11 protein-coding genes are annotated in these 17,029 nt (G+C 63.4%); 2 read left to right on the top strand and 9 right to left on the bottom strand.

Translation table 11 applies throughout. The features are described 5' to 3' along the window. The 6 genes from LK12_RS08055 to LK12_RS08030 are packed head-to-tail and all read right to left on the bottom strand — an operon-like array spanning position 1 to position 6,703. Positions 1–312 (bottom strand): cytochrome o ubiquinol oxidase subunit IV, encoded by a 312-nt coding sequence (locus tag LK12_RS08055; RefSeq protein WP_039281884.1) that lies wholly within the window; start codon positions 310–312, stop codon positions 1–3. Next, complete coding sequence (locus LK12_RS08050; protein ID WP_039281882.1) at positions 309–935, bottom strand: cytochrome (ubi)quinol oxidase subunit III; 627 nt, start codon at positions 933–935, stop codon at positions 309–311. Before LK12_RS08050 ends, LK12_RS08055 begins: the two co-directional genes overlap by 4 nt. After that, on the bottom strand, positions 932–3,022 hold the full coding sequence (locus tag LK12_RS08045; RefSeq protein ID WP_082010429.1) for a cbb3-type cytochrome c oxidase subunit I: 2,091 nt from the start codon (positions 3,020–3,022) through the stop codon (positions 932–934). Before LK12_RS08045 ends, LK12_RS08050 begins: the two co-directional genes overlap by 4 nt. Beyond that, positions 3,019–3,903 carry a COX aromatic rich motif-containing protein gene (locus tag LK12_RS08040; RefSeq protein ID WP_039281878.1) on the bottom strand — a complete coding sequence of 295 codons (885 nt, stop codon included), beginning with the start codon at positions 3,901–3,903 and terminating at the stop codon, positions 3,019–3,021. Before LK12_RS08040 ends, LK12_RS08045 begins: the two co-directional genes overlap by 4 nt. After that, the gene (locus LK12_RS08035) at positions 3,900–5,696 is read right to left on the bottom strand and encodes a glycoside hydrolase family 15 protein (protein ID WP_039281875.1); all 1,797 of its coding nucleotides are present in this window, start codon (positions 5,694–5,696) and stop codon (positions 3,900–3,902) included. The genes LK12_RS08040 and LK12_RS08035 overlap by 4 nt, the downstream gene beginning before the upstream one ends. Beyond that, a complete protein-coding gene (locus tag LK12_RS08030) occupies positions 5,693–6,703 on the bottom strand; it encodes an SDR family oxidoreductase (protein WP_039281872.1) in 1,011 nt (336 codons plus the stop codon). Before LK12_RS08030 ends, LK12_RS08035 begins: the two co-directional genes overlap by 4 nt. A gap of 394 nt (positions 6,704–7,097) precedes the next feature. Here LK12_RS08030 and LK12_RS08025 point away from each other — a divergent pair, with 394 nt between their 5' ends. Both LK12_RS08025 and LK12_RS08020 read left to right on the top strand, forming a co-directional pair. Continuing rightward, positions 7,098–8,099, top strand: coding sequence for an AraC family transcriptional regulator (locus LK12_RS08025; protein ID WP_231568290.1), 1,002 nt, complete (start codon positions 7,098–7,100; stop codon positions 8,097–8,099). Between the two features lie 65 nt (positions 8,100–8,164). After that, the gene (locus LK12_RS08020) at positions 8,165–8,389 is read left to right on the top strand and encodes a hypothetical protein (protein WP_039281869.1); all 225 of its coding nucleotides are present in this window, start codon (positions 8,165–8,167) and stop codon (positions 8,387–8,389) included. Positions 8,390–8,452: 63 nt separating this feature from the next. Here LK12_RS08020 and glgB read toward each other — a convergent pair whose 3' ends face one another. From glgB to LK12_RS08005, 3 genes are read right to left on the bottom strand one after another with little or no spacing between them, the layout of a single operon-like run. Beyond that, the gene (gene glgB, locus LK12_RS08015; protein ID WP_039281865.1) at positions 8,453–10,645 is read right to left on the bottom strand and encodes a 1,4-alpha-glucan branching protein GlgB; all 2,193 of its coding nucleotides are present in this window, start codon (positions 10,643–10,645) and stop codon (positions 8,453–8,455) included. Next, a complete protein-coding gene (gene treS / locus LK12_RS08010) occupies positions 10,642–13,839 on the bottom strand; it encodes a maltose alpha-D-glucosyltransferase (RefSeq protein WP_039281862.1) in 3,198 nt (1,065 codons plus the stop codon). Before treS ends, glgB begins: the two co-directional genes overlap by 4 nt. Then, on the bottom strand, positions 13,836–16,919 hold the full coding sequence (locus LK12_RS08005) for a maltotransferase domain-containing protein (protein WP_197063497.1): 3,084 nt from the start codon (positions 16,917–16,919) through the stop codon (positions 13,836–13,838). Before LK12_RS08005 ends, treS begins: the two co-directional genes overlap by 4 nt. Positions 16,920–17,029: the final 110 nt, after the last annotated feature.

The following is a 17,029-nucleotide window of genomic DNA, read 5'->3' as shown; positions in this document are numbered from 1 at the left end:
CTATTGCATCCGGTGATAGAGGTTGAACAGGATCACCACCGTACCGCCAACCATCAGCAGCGTAATCAGCGTCGAAAACAGGATGAGCTGCAAGTCGTCCCTCGCCGATTTCTCAAGATCGATGTGCAGGAAAAACCGGAAGTGGACGATGATCTGGACAAGGCCGAGACCATAGACGACGATCATCGTGCCGGTGAACGGCGCCCAGTCGAACGCGACCGTCGCGAATGCGACACCAGTGAGCAAAAGCGCGGCAGCCAGGCCGATCGCGTAATTGCGCAGTTCGCGGCGGTATTCCTTGTGCCCGCTCATTTCGCAAGCCCCTGCAGATAGACCACGGAAAAGATCGCGACCCAGACGATATCGAGGAAGTGCCAGAACAGGCCCAGGCGCAAAACATTGAGCTTGTTGCGCGCGTCGATGCCGAAGCGGCGCAACTGCGCCAGCAGCACCACGATCCAGATGCAGCCGGTGGTCACGTGCAGCATGTGCGTGGGCACCAGCGCGTAGAAAGAGGAAAGGAACCCGCTGCGCTGTGGCGTCGCGTTCTCACCGAACATCTTCCAGAAATCGTGAATTTCCATGGCAATGAAAGCCAGCCCCAGCGCCAGCGTGACGACAAGCCACTGCTGCAGGCGGTGTTGCCTGTGTTCGTACTTCATCGCCAGCGATGCCATGCCGTAGGTAAAGCTGGACAGCAGCAGGACCAACGTTTCGGTAAACGCGCTCTTGATTTCATAGACTTCGTGCGGCGTGGGACCACCGGCCGTACGCGGCAGCATGACGCCATAGGTCGCGAACAGGAGCGCGAAGATCACCGCGTCGCTCATCAGGAATACCCAGAACCCGAAGACTTCCGCCCCTGCCCGCTCGTGCAGCAGGGGATCGGCGTGGCCCAGATTGATCCCGGCGTGCTTGAGTTCGTTCGCGCTCATGTCGCAGACTCCGCAAGTCCCTGGTTGGCAGATGTCGTTTCAAGCGGGCGCGGGATGGCGCGCGCTTCGGCTGCCCTGCTCAGCCAATGGCCTATCGTTTCAGCGACTTCGTCTGCAGGGATGGTGCGGTGGGTGTCGCGGCGGAAGCTGCCGGCAATGACGGCACCGATACAGATCAGCATTCCGACTATGGCCAGCCACCAGATGTACCACACCAGCCCGAAAGCGACAGCGCCCCCGGCTATGCCCAGCACCGGGCCGAGTGTCGAATTTGCGGGCATTTCGATGTCGCCATAGCGGGGCGGTGGCAGGTAGGCCTGCTTGCGTTCCTTGACGCCTCCGAAAGCATCCGGGCCGCGCACTTCGGGCAATGTGGCGAAGTTGAACTCCGGCGGAGGCGCGGAAACCGACCATTCCAGGGCGCGGCTGTCCCAGGGATCGCCCACGAAGACACGATTTTCCTCGCGCTTGCGGACGCTCACCCAGAGCTGGACGAACAGGCTGGCCAGCGCCGCCAGCAGCACGAAGCCTCCTAGACCCGCGATCAGGAGCCATGGCCGGTACTCGGGCTGGAAGACCGCAGCCATCCGCCGCGGCATGCCCATGGCGCCCAGCACATAGAGCGGCATGAAGGCGAGGTAGAATCCCGTGACCCAGCAGGCGAAGGAAATGCGTCCCCAACGCTCGTCCAGACGGAAGCCGAAGGCCTTGGGAAACCAGAACTGATAGCCCGCGATCATCCCGTAGAGCAGGCCGGGGATCAGCATGTTGTGGAAGTGGGCGACGAGGAACAGCGTGTTGTGCACCACATAGTCCAGCGGCGGGATCGCGAGAATGATGCCGCTCATGCCGCCGATGACGAAAGTCACGATGAAGGCAATCGCGTAGAGCATCGGAACCGTGAAGCGCACGCGCCCGCGGTACATGGTCAGGATCCAGTCGTAGACTTTCACGCCAGTGGGAATGCCGATCGTCATCGTGGCGATCCCGAAGAAGGCATTGATGTTGGCGTTCTGCCCCATCGTGAAGAAGTGATGCAGCCAGACGGTGAAGCTGAGCACGGCGATCGCCATGGTCGCATAGACCAGCGATTTGTAGCCGTAGAGCTGCTTCGTGGCGAACGTGGAGATCACTTCCGAATAGACGCCAAAGGCCGGCAGGATCAGGATGTAGACCTCGGGATGACCGAACAGCCAGAAAAGGTTGGCATAGTTCATCATGTTGCCGCCGAGGTCGTTGGTGAAGAAATGGAAATCCAGATACCGATCCAGCGCCAGCATGAGCGTGGCCAGCGTGAGCGGCGGCATCGCAAAGATCATGAGGATGCTGGTGCATAGCGATGTCCAGCAGAACAGCGGCATGCGGAACAGGTGCATTCCGGCCGTGCGCAGCTTGTAGATGGTGACGGCGAAGTTGATCCCGGTCATCGTCGTCCCGATCGAACTGAGCGTCACCGCCCATATCCAGTAATCCGGCCCGACGCCCGAATTGAAGGCCATCTCGGTATAGGGAGGATACCCGGACCAACCGCCCGTCGAGAACTTCCCGATCACCAGCGACACCATCATGATCGCCGCACCGGCGGCAGTCAGGCCGAGGCTGATCGAGTTCATCACTGGAAAGGCCACGTCCCGTGCGCCGATCTGCAACGGCATCACATAGTTGATGAGGCCGGTGAGGAAAGGCATCGCCATGAAAAAGATCATAATCGAGCCGTGCGTGCTGAATAGCTGCCCGAAGTGCTCGGGAGAGAGGATGCCGGAATGGTTGACGGCAATGGCCTGCTGCGTGCGCATCAGGACCGCCTCGATCAGCGCACGCGTGAGCATGACCAGCGCGATGACGACATACATGATGCCGATCTTCTTGTGATCGACGCTGGTCAGCCACTCCTTCCAGAGGTAGCGCCACTTGCCGAGCCACGTCACCCCGCCGATTACCGCCAGCGCCCCGATCACCACCAATGCGGCAGCGCCCGCGGCAATGATCTCGCTTAAGGAGGGGTCACGCCAAGCGCGCACGAAGGCGAAGGAATGCCAGTCGATCCGGCCGATGAGCCAGTAGGACCAGGCGTGTACGCTCGTCATTTGCTGCTCGCCTCCTGAAATTGCGCCTTTTTCGGGGCAGCCTCGTCATATTTGTCGATAATCCCGGCGAAGAGGTCCGGCGGGACGGAACCGAACACCATGGGCTCGTCGGGCACTGATTGCTTGGCCAGCTGCGCATAGCGCTCCGCGTCAAGCGCAGGCCGACCGGCCCGCGCCTGCGCAATCCAGCGATCGAACTGCGCAGGGGTAACGGCATCCGCGTCGAACTTCTGCAAGTGGAAGCCCTTGCCATTGTATTGCGTGTTCTCTCCGAGGTACCGACCGGGACGGTCGGCAATCAGGTTGAGCTGGGTGCGCATCCCCGCCATGGCGTAGATCTGACCGCCCAGCCGCGGGATCATCAGCGATTGCATCACGGTGTCGCTGGTCAGGCTGATATGGACCGGCCGCCCGGCCGGGACTACCAGCCGGTTGACGGTCGCAATCCCCTGCCGCGGATAGATGAACAGCCATTTCCAATCGAGCCCGACGGCCTGCACCTCGATCGGATCGCCCCGCCCTTCCAGGCGCTTGTAGGGGTCGAGCTTGTGCGTCTGCGTCCAGACCTGCCATGCCAGGGCCACGACCACCAGAACGGGCACGCCCCAGATGGCGAATTCAAGCGGTTTGGAAAAGCTCCATTTGGGCTGATAGTCCGACTTGTCGTTTCCCTGACGGTACCGCCACAGAACCCAGGGCAGTCCCAGAAACACGGGCAAGACGACAATCATCATCAATGCGATGACCACGAAGAACAGGTGTCGCTGATCGCTGGCGATCGGCCCCGCCGGCAGCAGGAAACTGGGCGTTCCCGCACAGCCTGCCAGCGCCGGCATCAGCGCCACCAACAGCATCCAGCCTGCCGCGCCGCGGCGGATCATGTGTCCAGCCGCGGCGGCTTGCCGTTCGCCGACAGCGCCAGCGCAGTATTAACGAGAGCCACGTGCGAGAGGGCCTGGGGAAAATTGCCCATCGAGCGACGATCCTCGGGCCACCACTCCTCGCTCAGCAGGCCCAGATCGTTGGCCGCCCCGAGAAGATTGTCGAACAGCTTGCGGGCGTCGTCCATTCGCCCCTGCATCGCATAGACATCGGCAAGCCAGCAGGCGACAGCGAGGAAGACGCCTTCAGCACCGCCCACCCCGTCATCAGTGTTGTCGCTGGAATACCGGTATACGAGCCCGTCACGGCACAGGTCCCGTTCGATCGCGGAAACCGTGTTGACCATCCGCTCGTCGTCGGCGTCGATGAAGCCCACCAACGGCAAGCGCAGGACGGCTCCGTCGAGAGCATCGTCATCGTAAGCGCGCGTGAATGCGCCCCGCTTTTCGTTGTAGCCTTGGGAGAGGACCTCGGCGCGCACTTCCTCAGCGAGATCACGCCATCGCGTGCACCGTTCCGGATGCGTCTCGGCGAGCATACGTGAAGCACGGTCGAAGGCGACCCAGCACATCGCCTTCGAATAGACGTGCTGGCGCGGATCGCCCCGGCTTTCCCAAATGCCGGCGTCGGGTTCGCGCCAGATGGTCTCAAGCCGCTCTGCCAGCAATCCCACGATCTCTTCGGCGTCCTCGCAAACCCCATGCTTGCGGGCCAGAAAGATGGCATCGATGACTTCGCCGTAGACATCCAACTGGCGTTGGCCGACGGCGCCATTCCCGAAACGCACCGGCTGGGAATCGCCGAATCCCAGCAACCAGTCGCATTCCCATTCGAGCGAATGACGGCTGCCGTCGATGCCATAGAACGGCTGGATGTCCACGGGCTGCCCGGCGATGGCACGGCGCAACCAGCCGATCCAGGCCCGCGCCTCGTCGTCATGACCGGTGCGGATGAACCCCAGCAACGTAAACGTCGCATCGCGCAGCCAGCAATAGCGGTAGTCCCAGTTGCGCCAGCCGCCCGGCCTTTCCGGCAACGACGAGGTCGCGGCTGCAACGACGCCACCGGTGGAGGCATGGATGAGCCCCTTGAGCGTCAGCAGCGAACGCTGCACGGCCTCTGGCTCAAGACCGTCGTATTTCGTCTTCTTGGCCCATTTGGTCCAAAACTTGGTCGCCTGGTCGAGCGCCTTGTCGGCATCCACCGGACCGGGAACGGGATTGTCGCTGGCAAACCAGGTCATGGTGAGGGTCCGGCGCTCTCCCTTGCTGACCGTAAAGCGGCTTTCGAACGCGTGTTCGGTAGGTTCGACCGGCGCATCGAAGCGCAGGGCCACGGCATTGGGTCCGGCGATGGCGACCATTTCCTTGTCGGACTGGCTCCGGGTCAGGGGGTGCGTGCTGCCATTATCAAACCGCAGGGCAAGGCTGGAGGCCATTTCCACCTTGCCGCGCCGCCCTTCGACGATGCGCACGATGTCCGGGGCCTCGCCGCGAGCGATCGGCATGAAGTCGATGATCGCGACTTCGCCCTTTTCGGTTTCGAACAGCGTTTCGAGGATCAGGGTGTCGTCGATGTACCGGCGGCTCGATTTCTTGACCTTTTCGGTCGGGTGAAGCCACCAGCCGCCGTTGTCTGCCTTGCCCAGCAGCGATGCGAGGCAGGCCTCGCTATCGAACCGCGGCATGCACAGCCAGTCGATCGTCGCGTCCTGGTACACGAGCGCGGCCGTCTCGCCATCGGATATGAAGCCATGGCCCTCGATGCGATGGGGCCGCCAGTCGGCCTTCATGCCCGGGCGCCCTTTCTGCCAAACGCGAGCAGGCCGGCAACAGCCGCTGCCGCGGTACCCAGTGCGATCGCCCCGCGATGCATGTTCGCAACCAGTTGCGGGCTCCAACTGCGCGCCTTGGCATCGAACCGGCCATGCGCGCCATGATCGCCTGGAACGGGGGTCCACAGGTTGTCCTGGCGGTCGCTCGCCACCGGCTCCTTGTCCTGCTGGCCGGAAACGCCGGTCATGCCGAGATAGCGGTCGAGCAGCGAGGACGCCAAGCGGTCGCCCCAGATCGCCTGAACGGTCGGGAAACCGACCATGACCTGCTTGCGCCGATGGTGTGCCGCGTAGTGGATCGCCTCGGCCGGAACCTCGGGCTGATAAGGGGCACTTGCCGGCATCGGCTGCTTGGGCATGTTGGTCTTGATCCAGTCGAATTGCGGCGTGTTGACGCCCGGAAGCTGGACCATCGAAACGTGCACGTCGCTGCGTGCATGGAAGAGTTCGGCCCGAAGGGAATCCTGGAACCCCTGAATGGCATGCTTGGCCCCGCAATAGGCCGTCTGCAACGGGACCCCACGATAGGCCAGCGCCGACCCGGTCAACACGATGCTGCCCTTGTTGCGCGGTACCATGCGCTTTAGAGCCGCCCGCGCGCCGTTGATCTGACCCAGGTAGGTGACATCTGTTACACGCTTGTAGTCTTCCGGCTCCACGTCGAGAAACCGGGCAAGCACGCCGGCGAAGGCGACGTTTATCCAGATATCGATGGGACCGAACTTCGCTTCCACTTCTTCTGCAGCCGCCTCCACTGCATCGTTGTCGGCCACGTCGCAGGGCAGGATGAGAGCCTCGCTACCGGCATCCTCCACCTCTTTCGCTGCCGCGCGCAGGCCGTCCATGCCGCGCGCGATCAGGCCCATCTTGACGCCGTCTCGCGCGAAGCGTCGCACGACTGCGCGGCCCACCCCGGCCGATGCTCCAGTTACCACGACGACGGGAGTGTTCCGGACAGTTGCCAAGGTGGCTTCTCCTCTTGCCTTTCAAGGCACGCGGATCGCGGCGGGCACGACCGCTTGTCTTGCAATGGGATGGTCGCGACAGACCGATGAAATCGCCGGCAGGCGGGCGAACGCGCCGATGGCCGGAGGCCGAGGAAGTCCAACGCTTCCCGCAGGGGCGATATGCCTACCTAACGACCAGATAGCCGGTTCGTTCCAACCTCGAATAACAACACTTCGACTTGACCGATCCGGACAATTCAGATCACGCAGGCGCCATGCATGCTGCTCGCCCCGATACCACCGGAAAGGAACACCCCTATTGAAGGCAGGAAAGACAGAGGTGCCACCGGCGCCTGACAAGGACGAATTCGAAAGGCTCAACGCCTCCCTGCTGCGTGAATTTCCGGCGCTGGTGAAGGAACTGGGCGGCAATCTCGCGCCCCTGCTGGACGCAGCGAGCATCGGGCAGGCCGAATTTGCGGACGGCCAGGGCACCCTCACCTACCGGCAGACGATCCGCCTGCTCGAAGTGGCGGCTCGGGCGCTCGAGTGCCCGGACCTCGGCATGCGGCTCGCGTCCCTGCAAAGCGGCGGAAGCATTTTCGGGCCGCTCGGGCGGGTCATGCGAAACTCGCGCCTGTTCGGCGAGGCGGTCACTTTTGCCTGCAAGCACAGCAACGCCCACAGTCGCGCCGCGCGCGTCTGGCTGCGCCGGCTCCCCGACAGCGGCCACGTTTTCACCGGCCACGAACTCCTCCTGGATGACATCGCCAACCGGGCGCAGGCAATCGAACTGGTCTTGCTTCTGGGGCATCTGGAAGCGCAGGAAATGACCGGTGGCTATGCCCGCGCGCGCAGGGTCCATTTCCGGCACGAACCGATTTCCCCCCCGGCCCTCTACCGCCACTATTTCGGATGCGAGGTCCGCTTCGGCGAACCGGTGGACGGTCTGGTTTTCTCGGAGCAGGATTTCGCGTGTCCGATCCTGCAGCAGAGCAGCCAGGTCCACAACGACATGGTAGCCTTCATCGAGCGCCACTACCCGAGCGAGCGACTGCCGGTTCGCGCTGAAGTACGAGGGCTGGTGTTGCGCCGGCTGGAACTGGGGGACTGTTCGAGCGGCGAAGTGGCCCGCGCCATGAACCTGCACAATCGCACGCTGCGTCGCCGGCTCAGGCAGGAGGGTTGCAGCTTCCAGGACGTGAAGGACGAAGTCCGACGCGATCTGGCGCTTTACTACCTGCAACGCACCCGGATCGGCTTTCGCGACATATCTGAAAAACTGGGCTTCGCGGAGCAGTCCATCTTCTCGCGCAGTTGCCGCCGCTGGTTTGGCCAATCTCCCACCTTGTTGCGCGGAAACGCTGCCGAGAAAAAGGCCGGGCCGGACGCACGGTCTTTCAGGAACCTATAGCGCCTGGATTCCGTTTCGAAGAATGAGGGGCGAAAGCTCGACACACAAAGAGAAAGGACTCCCTCATGGAAGAAAGACTCCCTCTAAGCGGCAAGCGCTGGATATGGATTCTGGCGGGCCTTCTGGTCCTCATCGTTCTGGGAACGATCGTTTCGTCAGTTCGAGCAAGTTCCAGCAATTCCGTGGTCGCGTCGGAAAGCACCGGCCAGAACGAAGGGATGGCCGTCGTCCCGGCGCATCCGGCCGATTCCGCGGCCTACAAGGCAGAAACTGCCGACGAACACGATTAGGGTCACCCCGCCATACAGAAGTTCTGCGCCGGCTGCATCGTGGCAAATCTCGCAAGAGCACGATCAGTTCGGCGGCAGTCCCTCGGCTTTTTCCTCGCGTAGAATTACAGCCCCGAGCGGAGGAACAACCAGCTCTGCCCTCCTGTCGGCAGTTGCATGGACGCTTCCGCCATTTCCGATGTTCGCACCGCCATACATCGAGGCGTCGCTGTTCAGCACTTCGCGCCATGTTCCGGAGCGCGGCATCGTCACTTCGTAGCCGAAGCGCGGATCGGGCGTCATGTTGAGCGCGACCACGATGGTCGGGGCCCCGGGTGCGCGGCGGGCATACACGAACACGCTGTTCTGGCTGTCGTCGCCGACGAGCCACTCGAACCCGGCCGGGTCGGCATCGCTGGCATGAAAGGCCGGTTCGTCGACGTAGAGCGCATTGAGATCGCGTACCAGCCGCTGCACCGAAGCATGCTCTGCCTGGTCGAGCAGGTCCCAGGCTATTTCCGCATCATGGTTCCATTCGCGCTCCTGCGCGATCTCGCTGCCCATGAACAGCAGCTTCTTGCCCGGATGCGTCCACATGAACGCAAGATAGGCGCGCAAGTTGGCGAACTTGCACCAGCGGTCGCCCGGCATCTTGCCGATCAGCGAGCCCTTGCCGTGCACCACCTCGTCGTGGCTGATCGGCAGCACGAACCTTTCGGAAAAGGCGTAGACCAGACCGAACGTCAGCTCACCGTGGTGCCAGCTGCGATAGAGCGGATCGCGCTCGGCATATTGCAGCGAGTCGTGCATCCAGCCCATGTTCCACTTGTAGGAAAACCCCAGACCGCCCTCGCTCACCGGCGCCGAGACCCCCGGCCATGCCGTCGACTCTTCGGCTATCGTCACAGCGCCCGGGCAGCGCTCGGCCACCAGCGAATTCATGTGCTTGAGGAAGGCGACCGATTCCAGGTTCTCGCGCCCGCCATAGATGTTGGGCACCCATTCATCGGCATTGCGGCTGTAATCGCGGTAGAGCATCGAGGCTACGGCATCGACGCGCAGGCCATCGACATGGAAGGTCTCCAGCCACCACAAGGCGGAGGCCAGCAGGAAGCCGGACACTTCCTTGCGCCCCAGATTGTAGATCAGCGTGTTCCAGTCCTGATGAAACCCTTCGCGCGGGTCGGCATGCTCATAGAGATGCGTTCCGTCGAAATGCGCTAGACCGTGCGGGTCGGTCGGAAAATGGGCCGGTACCCAGTCGAGGATCACGCCGATCCCGGAGCGGTGGCAGGCATCGACGAACGCCGCAAAGCCTTCCGGGGTTCCGTAGCGGGCCGAGGGAGCGAACTGCGAGAGCGGCTGATAGCCCCACGATCCGCCGAAGGGATGCTCCATGATCGGCAGCAGTTCGACATGGGTAAAGCCCATGTCCGCGACATACGGGATCAGCCGTTCGGCCAGAGCACGCCAGCCGAAATGCCCTTGCGGATCGTCCTCGGGCCGCAGCCAGGAACTCGCATGGACCTCGTAAATCGACATGGGCGCATCGGCCCGCTGGCGAGCTGCACGCTCGGACATCCAGTCATCGTCGGTCCATGTGTAATCGGGCGCCGACGCAACGATCGAGCCGGTTGCCGGGGGCGGTTCCGTCTGCCGTGCAAGCGGATCGGCTTTCTGGATTACAGAGCCGTCCGCACCGGCCACTTCGTACTTGTAGCGTGTGCCCGGCCCAAGGCGGGGAACGAACAGTTCCCACACGCCCGCGCCATGCAGACGCCGCATCGGATGGCGACGGCCATCCCACGAATTGAAATCGCCGACGACCGACACGCGCCGGGCATTGGGTGCCCAGACCGAGAACGCGACACCTTCCACGCCGTCGATGACGCGCGGATGGGCCCCGAAATTGCGCGCAAGATCCCAGTGCCGACCCTCGCCGAAAAGGTAGAGGTCTAGATCGCCGAGGATTGCCCCGAAGCTATAGGGATCTTCGGTTTCGTGCTCGCTCCCTGGCCAGCGTATTCTCAGCGCATAGCCGGTATCCTCCGGCAGGGAGGCGATAAACAGCCCGCCGCCGTATTCCTCCATGGCAGCGATCTTGCGCCCGTCGCGCATGAGCAGATCGACGCCTTCGGCACCGGGCTGGAATGTTCGCACGACCGTTTCGTCGCCGACCTTGTGGGGCCCGAGGAAGGCGAACGGATCGTCGTGGCGGCCCTCGTTCAGGGCGGCGACGGGGGTTTCGAGGGTATTCGGCATATTCGGGGCGTTCATGTCGTATCTCCCGACATCAGGCGCTCCGCCGTCTCCACCAACCCGGTCACGGGAACCGCCATCCAGTCCGGCCGGTTGGCGGCTTCGTAGGCGACCTCGTAGGCGGCCTTCTCGAGCACGAAGAGGTCGACCAGCGGGTCGGGAGATGCATCTTCGCCGCAATATCCGGCCAGGAAGGCATCCATGGCGCTTTCGCGGAACCGGGCAGCGCCTGCCTCGGCATGCTGTTCGCGGGATTCGGCGGCGGCGGGGCGGTTGCGTTCGGCGACAGCGGATGCGTAGTCGAAGGAGCGCAGCATTCCCGCGACATCGCGCTGCGGCAGGTCCTTGGCGCGGCGCTCGGCGATCGGCCTCGTAGGCTCACCTTCGAAGTCGATGATCATCACGTCGTTGCCCGTCACCAGAACCTGGCCTAGGTGAAGGTCGCCGTGAATCCGGGTGCGGGGACAGCCCACGCCAATCTGCGCGCTCGTGGCGATGCGTTCCATCAAGGTCTCGCGCCGTTCGATCAGGCCCTGTGCGGCGCTGCGAACCTCGTCATCCAGCGGCGGGTCCCCTTCCAGCAGGTTCAGGGCATTGTCGACCTGCCGCTGGATGCGCGCCCCCAAACGGCCGGCTTCTTCCGCATCCATTGTTTCCGGTGCGAAGGCGGGATCCTCTGTCTCGCGCGCCAGCACGCCATGCATCTCGGCAAGGCGCTGACCGAGGTTGGTGGCGAAGTGGCGATAGTTGGAAAAGCTCCATTCTGTGTCGTTCGCCATCCTCTCGAGCGCGCCGAGCGTCCACTGCCAGCCGTCACCCTGGTTGAGGACGAAGCGTTGCACCAGCATCAGCAGGATCGGACCATCGGCAGTGAAATGCGTTACGCTGCCCAGGATCGGCGGCACGTTTGTGAAACCGTTTCCGGCGAGGTAGCGCACCATTTCCAGATCGGGATGAATCCCGGGCTGGATCTTGCGCAGCAGCTTGAGCACCGCGCTGCGGCCAACGATCAACGTGCTGTTGGACTGCTCCGCTGCAATCCATTCCGGCTCCGCGTCCGGCTCGAGATCGAACCCCTCGTCCTTCTCGAAACGGATTTCTCCGTTCTCCATGGGAATCGACACTTCGTCGCGCAGGCCGGATAGAATCGAGTGGGCGAAGCTGGCGGTGGCAAAGCCATCGGTCAGCAGGCCAACGCTGGGGCCTCGCCGCACTCGCGCCATCGCCAGGTTGGAAGCGAACGCACCGTTGGGCGTGCCTTCCCAGGCAATGCCCAGAGGCAGGGTGTACACTGCCGTGCCCGATTCCGTCGTCACTTCGATTTCCGTAAGCAGCAGATCGTCCGTCGCGGGAAGATGGGCAACCTGACTGGTGCGGATCGCCTCGACCGTCTCGTCCTTGGCGCCGAACCAGCGGCGCGATGGCAGGTAATTGCGCAGTACTTCGCCCTCGAAGACTTGGCGCGAACTGCCTTCCACAACCTGATCGATATTGGGACGCAGCACGAAGGTATATTTCTCCATCTCCGTCCCGGGAGCGCCGCTGGACCAATCCGGCGGCTCGGCCTCTTCGGACAGCATGAACCACTGGAAGCCGTAAGGCTGCAGTGTCAGCAGATAGGGAAGATGCCCGATCCGGGGGAACGTGGCGCCGCCGGACAGCTCGACGGGCGTGCGCCCCTCGAACTCGCGAAGGTCCAGCTCCACCGCCTGCGAGGTATGGCTGAGGTTGGCGACGCACAGGATCGTTTCGTCCTCATGCTCGCGCAGGTAGGCCAGGATCTTGCGGTTGGCGGGGCGCAGGAAGCGCTGCGTGCCGCGCCCGAAGGCCTGATGCTCGCGCCGCGCCGCCAGCATGCCCTTGAGCCAGACAAGCTGCGAGTGCGGGTCGCGCTCCTGCGCTTCGACGTTGACGGCCTGGAAGCCATAGAGCGGGTCCATGATCGGCGGCAGCACCAGCGCCGCAGGGTCCGCGCGAGAGAATCCGCCGTTGCGGTCGGACGACCACTGCATCGGCGTGCGCACCCCGTCGCGGTCGCCCAGGAACAGGTTGTCGCCCATGCCGATCTCGTCGCCGTAGTACAGCACCGGCGTGCCCGGCATGCTCAGCAGCAAGGCGTGCATCAGTTCAACGCGCCGGCGGTCGCGCTGCATCAGCGGCGCCAGCCGGCGGCGAATGCCCAGATTGATGCGCGCGCGTCGGTCGGCCGCATAGGCGTTCCACAGATAATCGCGCTCGGCATCGGTGACCATTTCCAGCGTCAACTCGTCATGGTTGCGCAGGAAGATCGCCCATTGGCAATTATCCGGAATGTCCGGCGTCTGGCGCATGATGTCGGTGATCGGGAAGCGGTCTTCCTGGGCCAGTGCCATGTACATGCGCGGCATCAGCGGGAAGTGGAACGCCATGTGGCATTCGTCGTCGTCCCCGAAATATTGCTGGGTATCCTCCGGCCACATGTTCGCTTCGGCGAGCAGCATGCGGTCGGGATAATGCTCGTCGAGGTCGGCGCGGATCTGCTTGAGCACCGCATGGGTCTCGGGCAGGTTCTCGTTCGAGGTCCCGTCGCGCTCGATCAGGTAGGGGATCGCGTCCAGCCGCATCCCGTCGACACCGGCATCGAGCCAGTAGCGCATGACCGATAGCACTTCCTCCAATACCTTGGGATTGTCGAAGTTGAGATCGGGCTGGTGCGAATAGAAGCGATGCCAGTAATAGGCCTGCGCTTCCTCGTCCCACGACCAGTTCGACTTCTCGGTATCGCAGAAGATGATGCGTGTGCCTGAATAGAGCTTGTCGTTGTCCGACCACACGTAGAAGTCACGCTCCGGTGAACCGGGCGGCGCCTTGCGGGCGGCCTGGAACCAGGGGTGCTGGTCAGAGGTGTGATTGATGACCAGTTCGGTAATGACGCGCAGACCCCGCTCGTGCGCGGCTTCTACAAAACGCCGCGCGTCGTCGAGCGTGCCGTAGTCGGGGCTGACATCGCGGTATTCGGCAATATCGTAGCCATCGTCGCGGCGCGGGCTGGGATAGAACGGCAACAGCCAGACGGCCGTCACGCCCAGGTCGGTGATGTAATCCAGCTTCTCCATCAGCCCGGCGAAGTCCCCGATGCCGTCGTTGTTGGAATCGTAGAAGGACTTCACGTGCAATTGGTAGATGACCGCGTCCTTGTACCAGAGCGGATCGGTGACCTGTTGGTCGCTCATGCGTCAGCTCCCGGCGCCACGCGCCATATGCGATAAGGTTGGTCGGGATCGAGCGTTATGTGCTGCCACTTGCCGTACCAGCGGAAGCGGGCGCCCATGGAGAGATCTTCGACGCCGATGCTGCCGTCGTCGTCGATGCCGAAATCCCAAAGCGGCACTTCGAAATGACCCGAACGGGAATTGTGCGGGTCAAGGCTCACCATCACCAACAGCATGTCGCAGCCGTCCGGACTGGGCTTGGCGTAGTAGAGGATTGCATCGTCCGCGACGTGCAGGAACCGCGTGTTGAGGTGCGTCTGCAAGGCCGGATGGCTGCGACGCAGGCGGTTCAGCAGGGTGATGTCGCCGACAATGTTGCCCGGCGCTTCAAGGTCGCGCGGGCGAATCTCGTACTTCTCCGAATCGAGGTATTCCTCCTTGCCGGGCACCGGCGTCCCCTCGCACAACTCGAAGCCCGAATAGACGCCGAACAGACCGGAAAGCGTTGCCGCCAGCACGGCACGGATGCGGAAGCCGGGCCGCCCCGAAGTCTGCAGGAAATAGGGATTGATGTCCGGCGTGTTCACGAAGAAGTGCGGCCGGTAGAATTCCTTGGGTGCCGTCTGCGTCAATTCCGTGATGTAATCGATCAGTTCGCCCTTGTGGTCGCGCCAGGTGAAATAGGTGTAACTCTGCGAAAAGCCGATCTTGGCAAGGCGGTACATCATGCCCGGGCGGGTGAAGGCTTCTGCCAGGAAGATCGCGTCGGGATGGCGGGCGCGCACATCGGCGATCATCCATTCCCAGAACGGCAGCGGCTTGGTGTGGGGATTGTCGACACGGAAGGTCTTCACCCCGCGCTCGACCCAGAACAGCACCACATCGCGCAGCGCGAGCCACAGATCAGGGATAGCCCCGGTCTGATAGAAATCGACGTTGACGATGTCCTGGTATTTCTTGGGCGGGTTCTCGGCATACTTGATCGTGCCGTCCGGGCGCCAATCGAACCAATCGGGATGCTGCTTGAGCCAGGGATGGTCGGGCGAGCACTGGATCGCGAAATCGAGTGCGATTTCGAGCCCATGCTCGTGCGCCGCGTCGATCAGGCGTTCGAAATCCTCGAAGCTGCCCAGTTCGGGGTGCAGGGCATCGTGCCCACCTTCTGCGCTGCCGATCGCATAGGGGCTGCCGGGATCGCCCTCGCCCGCCGTGAGCGAATTGTTGGGACCCTTGCGGTTGATGCGGCCGATGGGATGGATCGGTGGAAAGTACAGCGTATCGAAACCCATCTCGCGAATGGCCGGGAGCCGGTCGATAACGTCGAGAAAGGTCCCGTGCCGCTTCGCATCGTCGGTCTGCGAGCGCGGGAACAGTTCATACCAGCTCGAAAAGCGCGCCTGCAAACGCTCGGCATCGATGAACTGAACGGACGAGTGGAGTCGGTGCGGCCTGTCGTCGGCCCGGTCCATCAGGCCGGCGAGTTCTTCCGAGAGCAGCGCTTCGGCGTCATCGTCGTCCTTGAGCTTCCTGCTCCACAGGGCCAGAGCTTTCGCGAGGTCTCCTGTCGCACGCTTCGAAGCTTTCTCTACGAGAACGCGCCCTTCGGCGTAGTCCACTTTCGCCGCCACGCCGGCATCCAGCTTCTTGCGGAAGTCGCGCCGGAAGCCGCCGAACCGGTCCAGCCAGGCCTCGATGCGGAATTCATGCCGCCCCATTCGCCGTAACGGAAAGGCGCCTTCCCAAAGATCGTTCGGAAACTGCTCCATGCGCGAGGAGGCCCATTCATCCTCGCCGCATGCGCGCCATTGGACTTCGGCGGCCAGCTGCTCGTGCCCGTCGCCAAAGACCTTAGCCGAGACCGCAACTGCCTCACCGACCACGCGCTTGACGGGAAATTGTCCACCAGTGACCACCGGCGAGACATCTTCGATCACCAGCCGCGCCCGGGCGGCGGCGGCCTCGGCATCGCCGTCGGGCGTGAGCAGGATCGGCGAGCGCGTCCGCGCTTCGGCGATCCGGACCTCGCAGCCATGCAGCGGCCGGAAAACGGCATCATCGAAAGCGAATTCCGCCCCCATCGATGGAAGCAGCGACTGCGGATCGGGAGCGGGCTGCGGTTCGGGATCGGTGTTGATCAGGGTGAGCATGGCCGCATCGGCCTTGCGCACATCGCCGCCGTCGGTCCGCAGCAGGGCCGTGACCGGGCTGGCCGAAGCGGAAAGACGCCGCATTTCCCCGGTGTAATGCCGGGCGGTACCGGCAACACCGACGGCGCGCGCCGCCGCTTCGGGACAGACGCGGACGGCGCCCAGCGGAGCGATGAGCCCTGCGCCGGTAGACGCCGCTGCCAGCAGGGCGCGCCCGATGGCAGCAGGATTGTCGCTACGCACCTGCTGCGCGCGGGCTTCGGCGACGAGCGGTATGCCGCAGCGCAGGGCCTCGGTTTCCTCGACCAGCCACGCGGCGCGCAAGTCCCACCAACCAAAGGACGTCACCAGAAAGTCGAAACCCAGATTCGCGCGGGCCAGAGCCTCGCTGCGGGGCATGTTCGCAGCATCGGCGAACAGCAGCAGGCCGGGAGACCTATCACGCAGGGCGGACAGGAACCGGGAAAGGAATTCGGGCCGAATGCGATCGATTCCGCGCAACCGAAATCCGCGCACGCCGGAATCGACGAGCGTCGTGGCTGCGTCCAGCAGAGGATCGATCAGAATGTCCGCTTCGGGCTGCCGCAGCCGCGCGCGTGCCAGTCCGACGGCGGAGCGCTGCTTGCGCGGATCGATCGGTGCGTCCCCTGCCCCCCAGCGCCGCACCGCAAAAAGCGCGGGGTGCCGTTCGACCAGCGGATGGTCCAGCGGGAAGCGCGCGAGATCGATTTCCACGAGGGGCGAGAGGCCGCTGCGCCGGCACTGTTCGAGGACGAAATCGGGAATGGGACCTGCAGGGTCGACCAGCGACCGCTCCTGCTGCCAGAGCATTCCGGTGAAACCGCACCGTGCGGCTTCAGGCAGGTTCTGAGCGAGTGTTTCCCCCAACTGCGCGGTCTCATGAGCGACGGCGACGAGGCAATGGGCTATCGGTTCATCTGCGGCGGGCGGCAACGTCCTTCCCCCTGGCGAGTGTGAAGCGCTTGAAAATTTCAACGCGCACCGCCGCAGGACGTTCCGAGTTATTTTTGCCTGCCAAAACGGGCCTGCGAACAGCGCCCGAA

Origin of the sequence: Novosphingobium malaysiense (assembly GCF_000802225.1) — a bacterium.
Taxonomy (GTDB): Bacteria; Pseudomonadota; Alphaproteobacteria; order Sphingomonadales; family Sphingomonadaceae; genus Novosphingobium; species Novosphingobium malaysiense.
The sequence above is the reverse complement of the archived record's forward strand: the minus strand, read 5'-3'. Positions and strand labels throughout refer to the sequence as shown.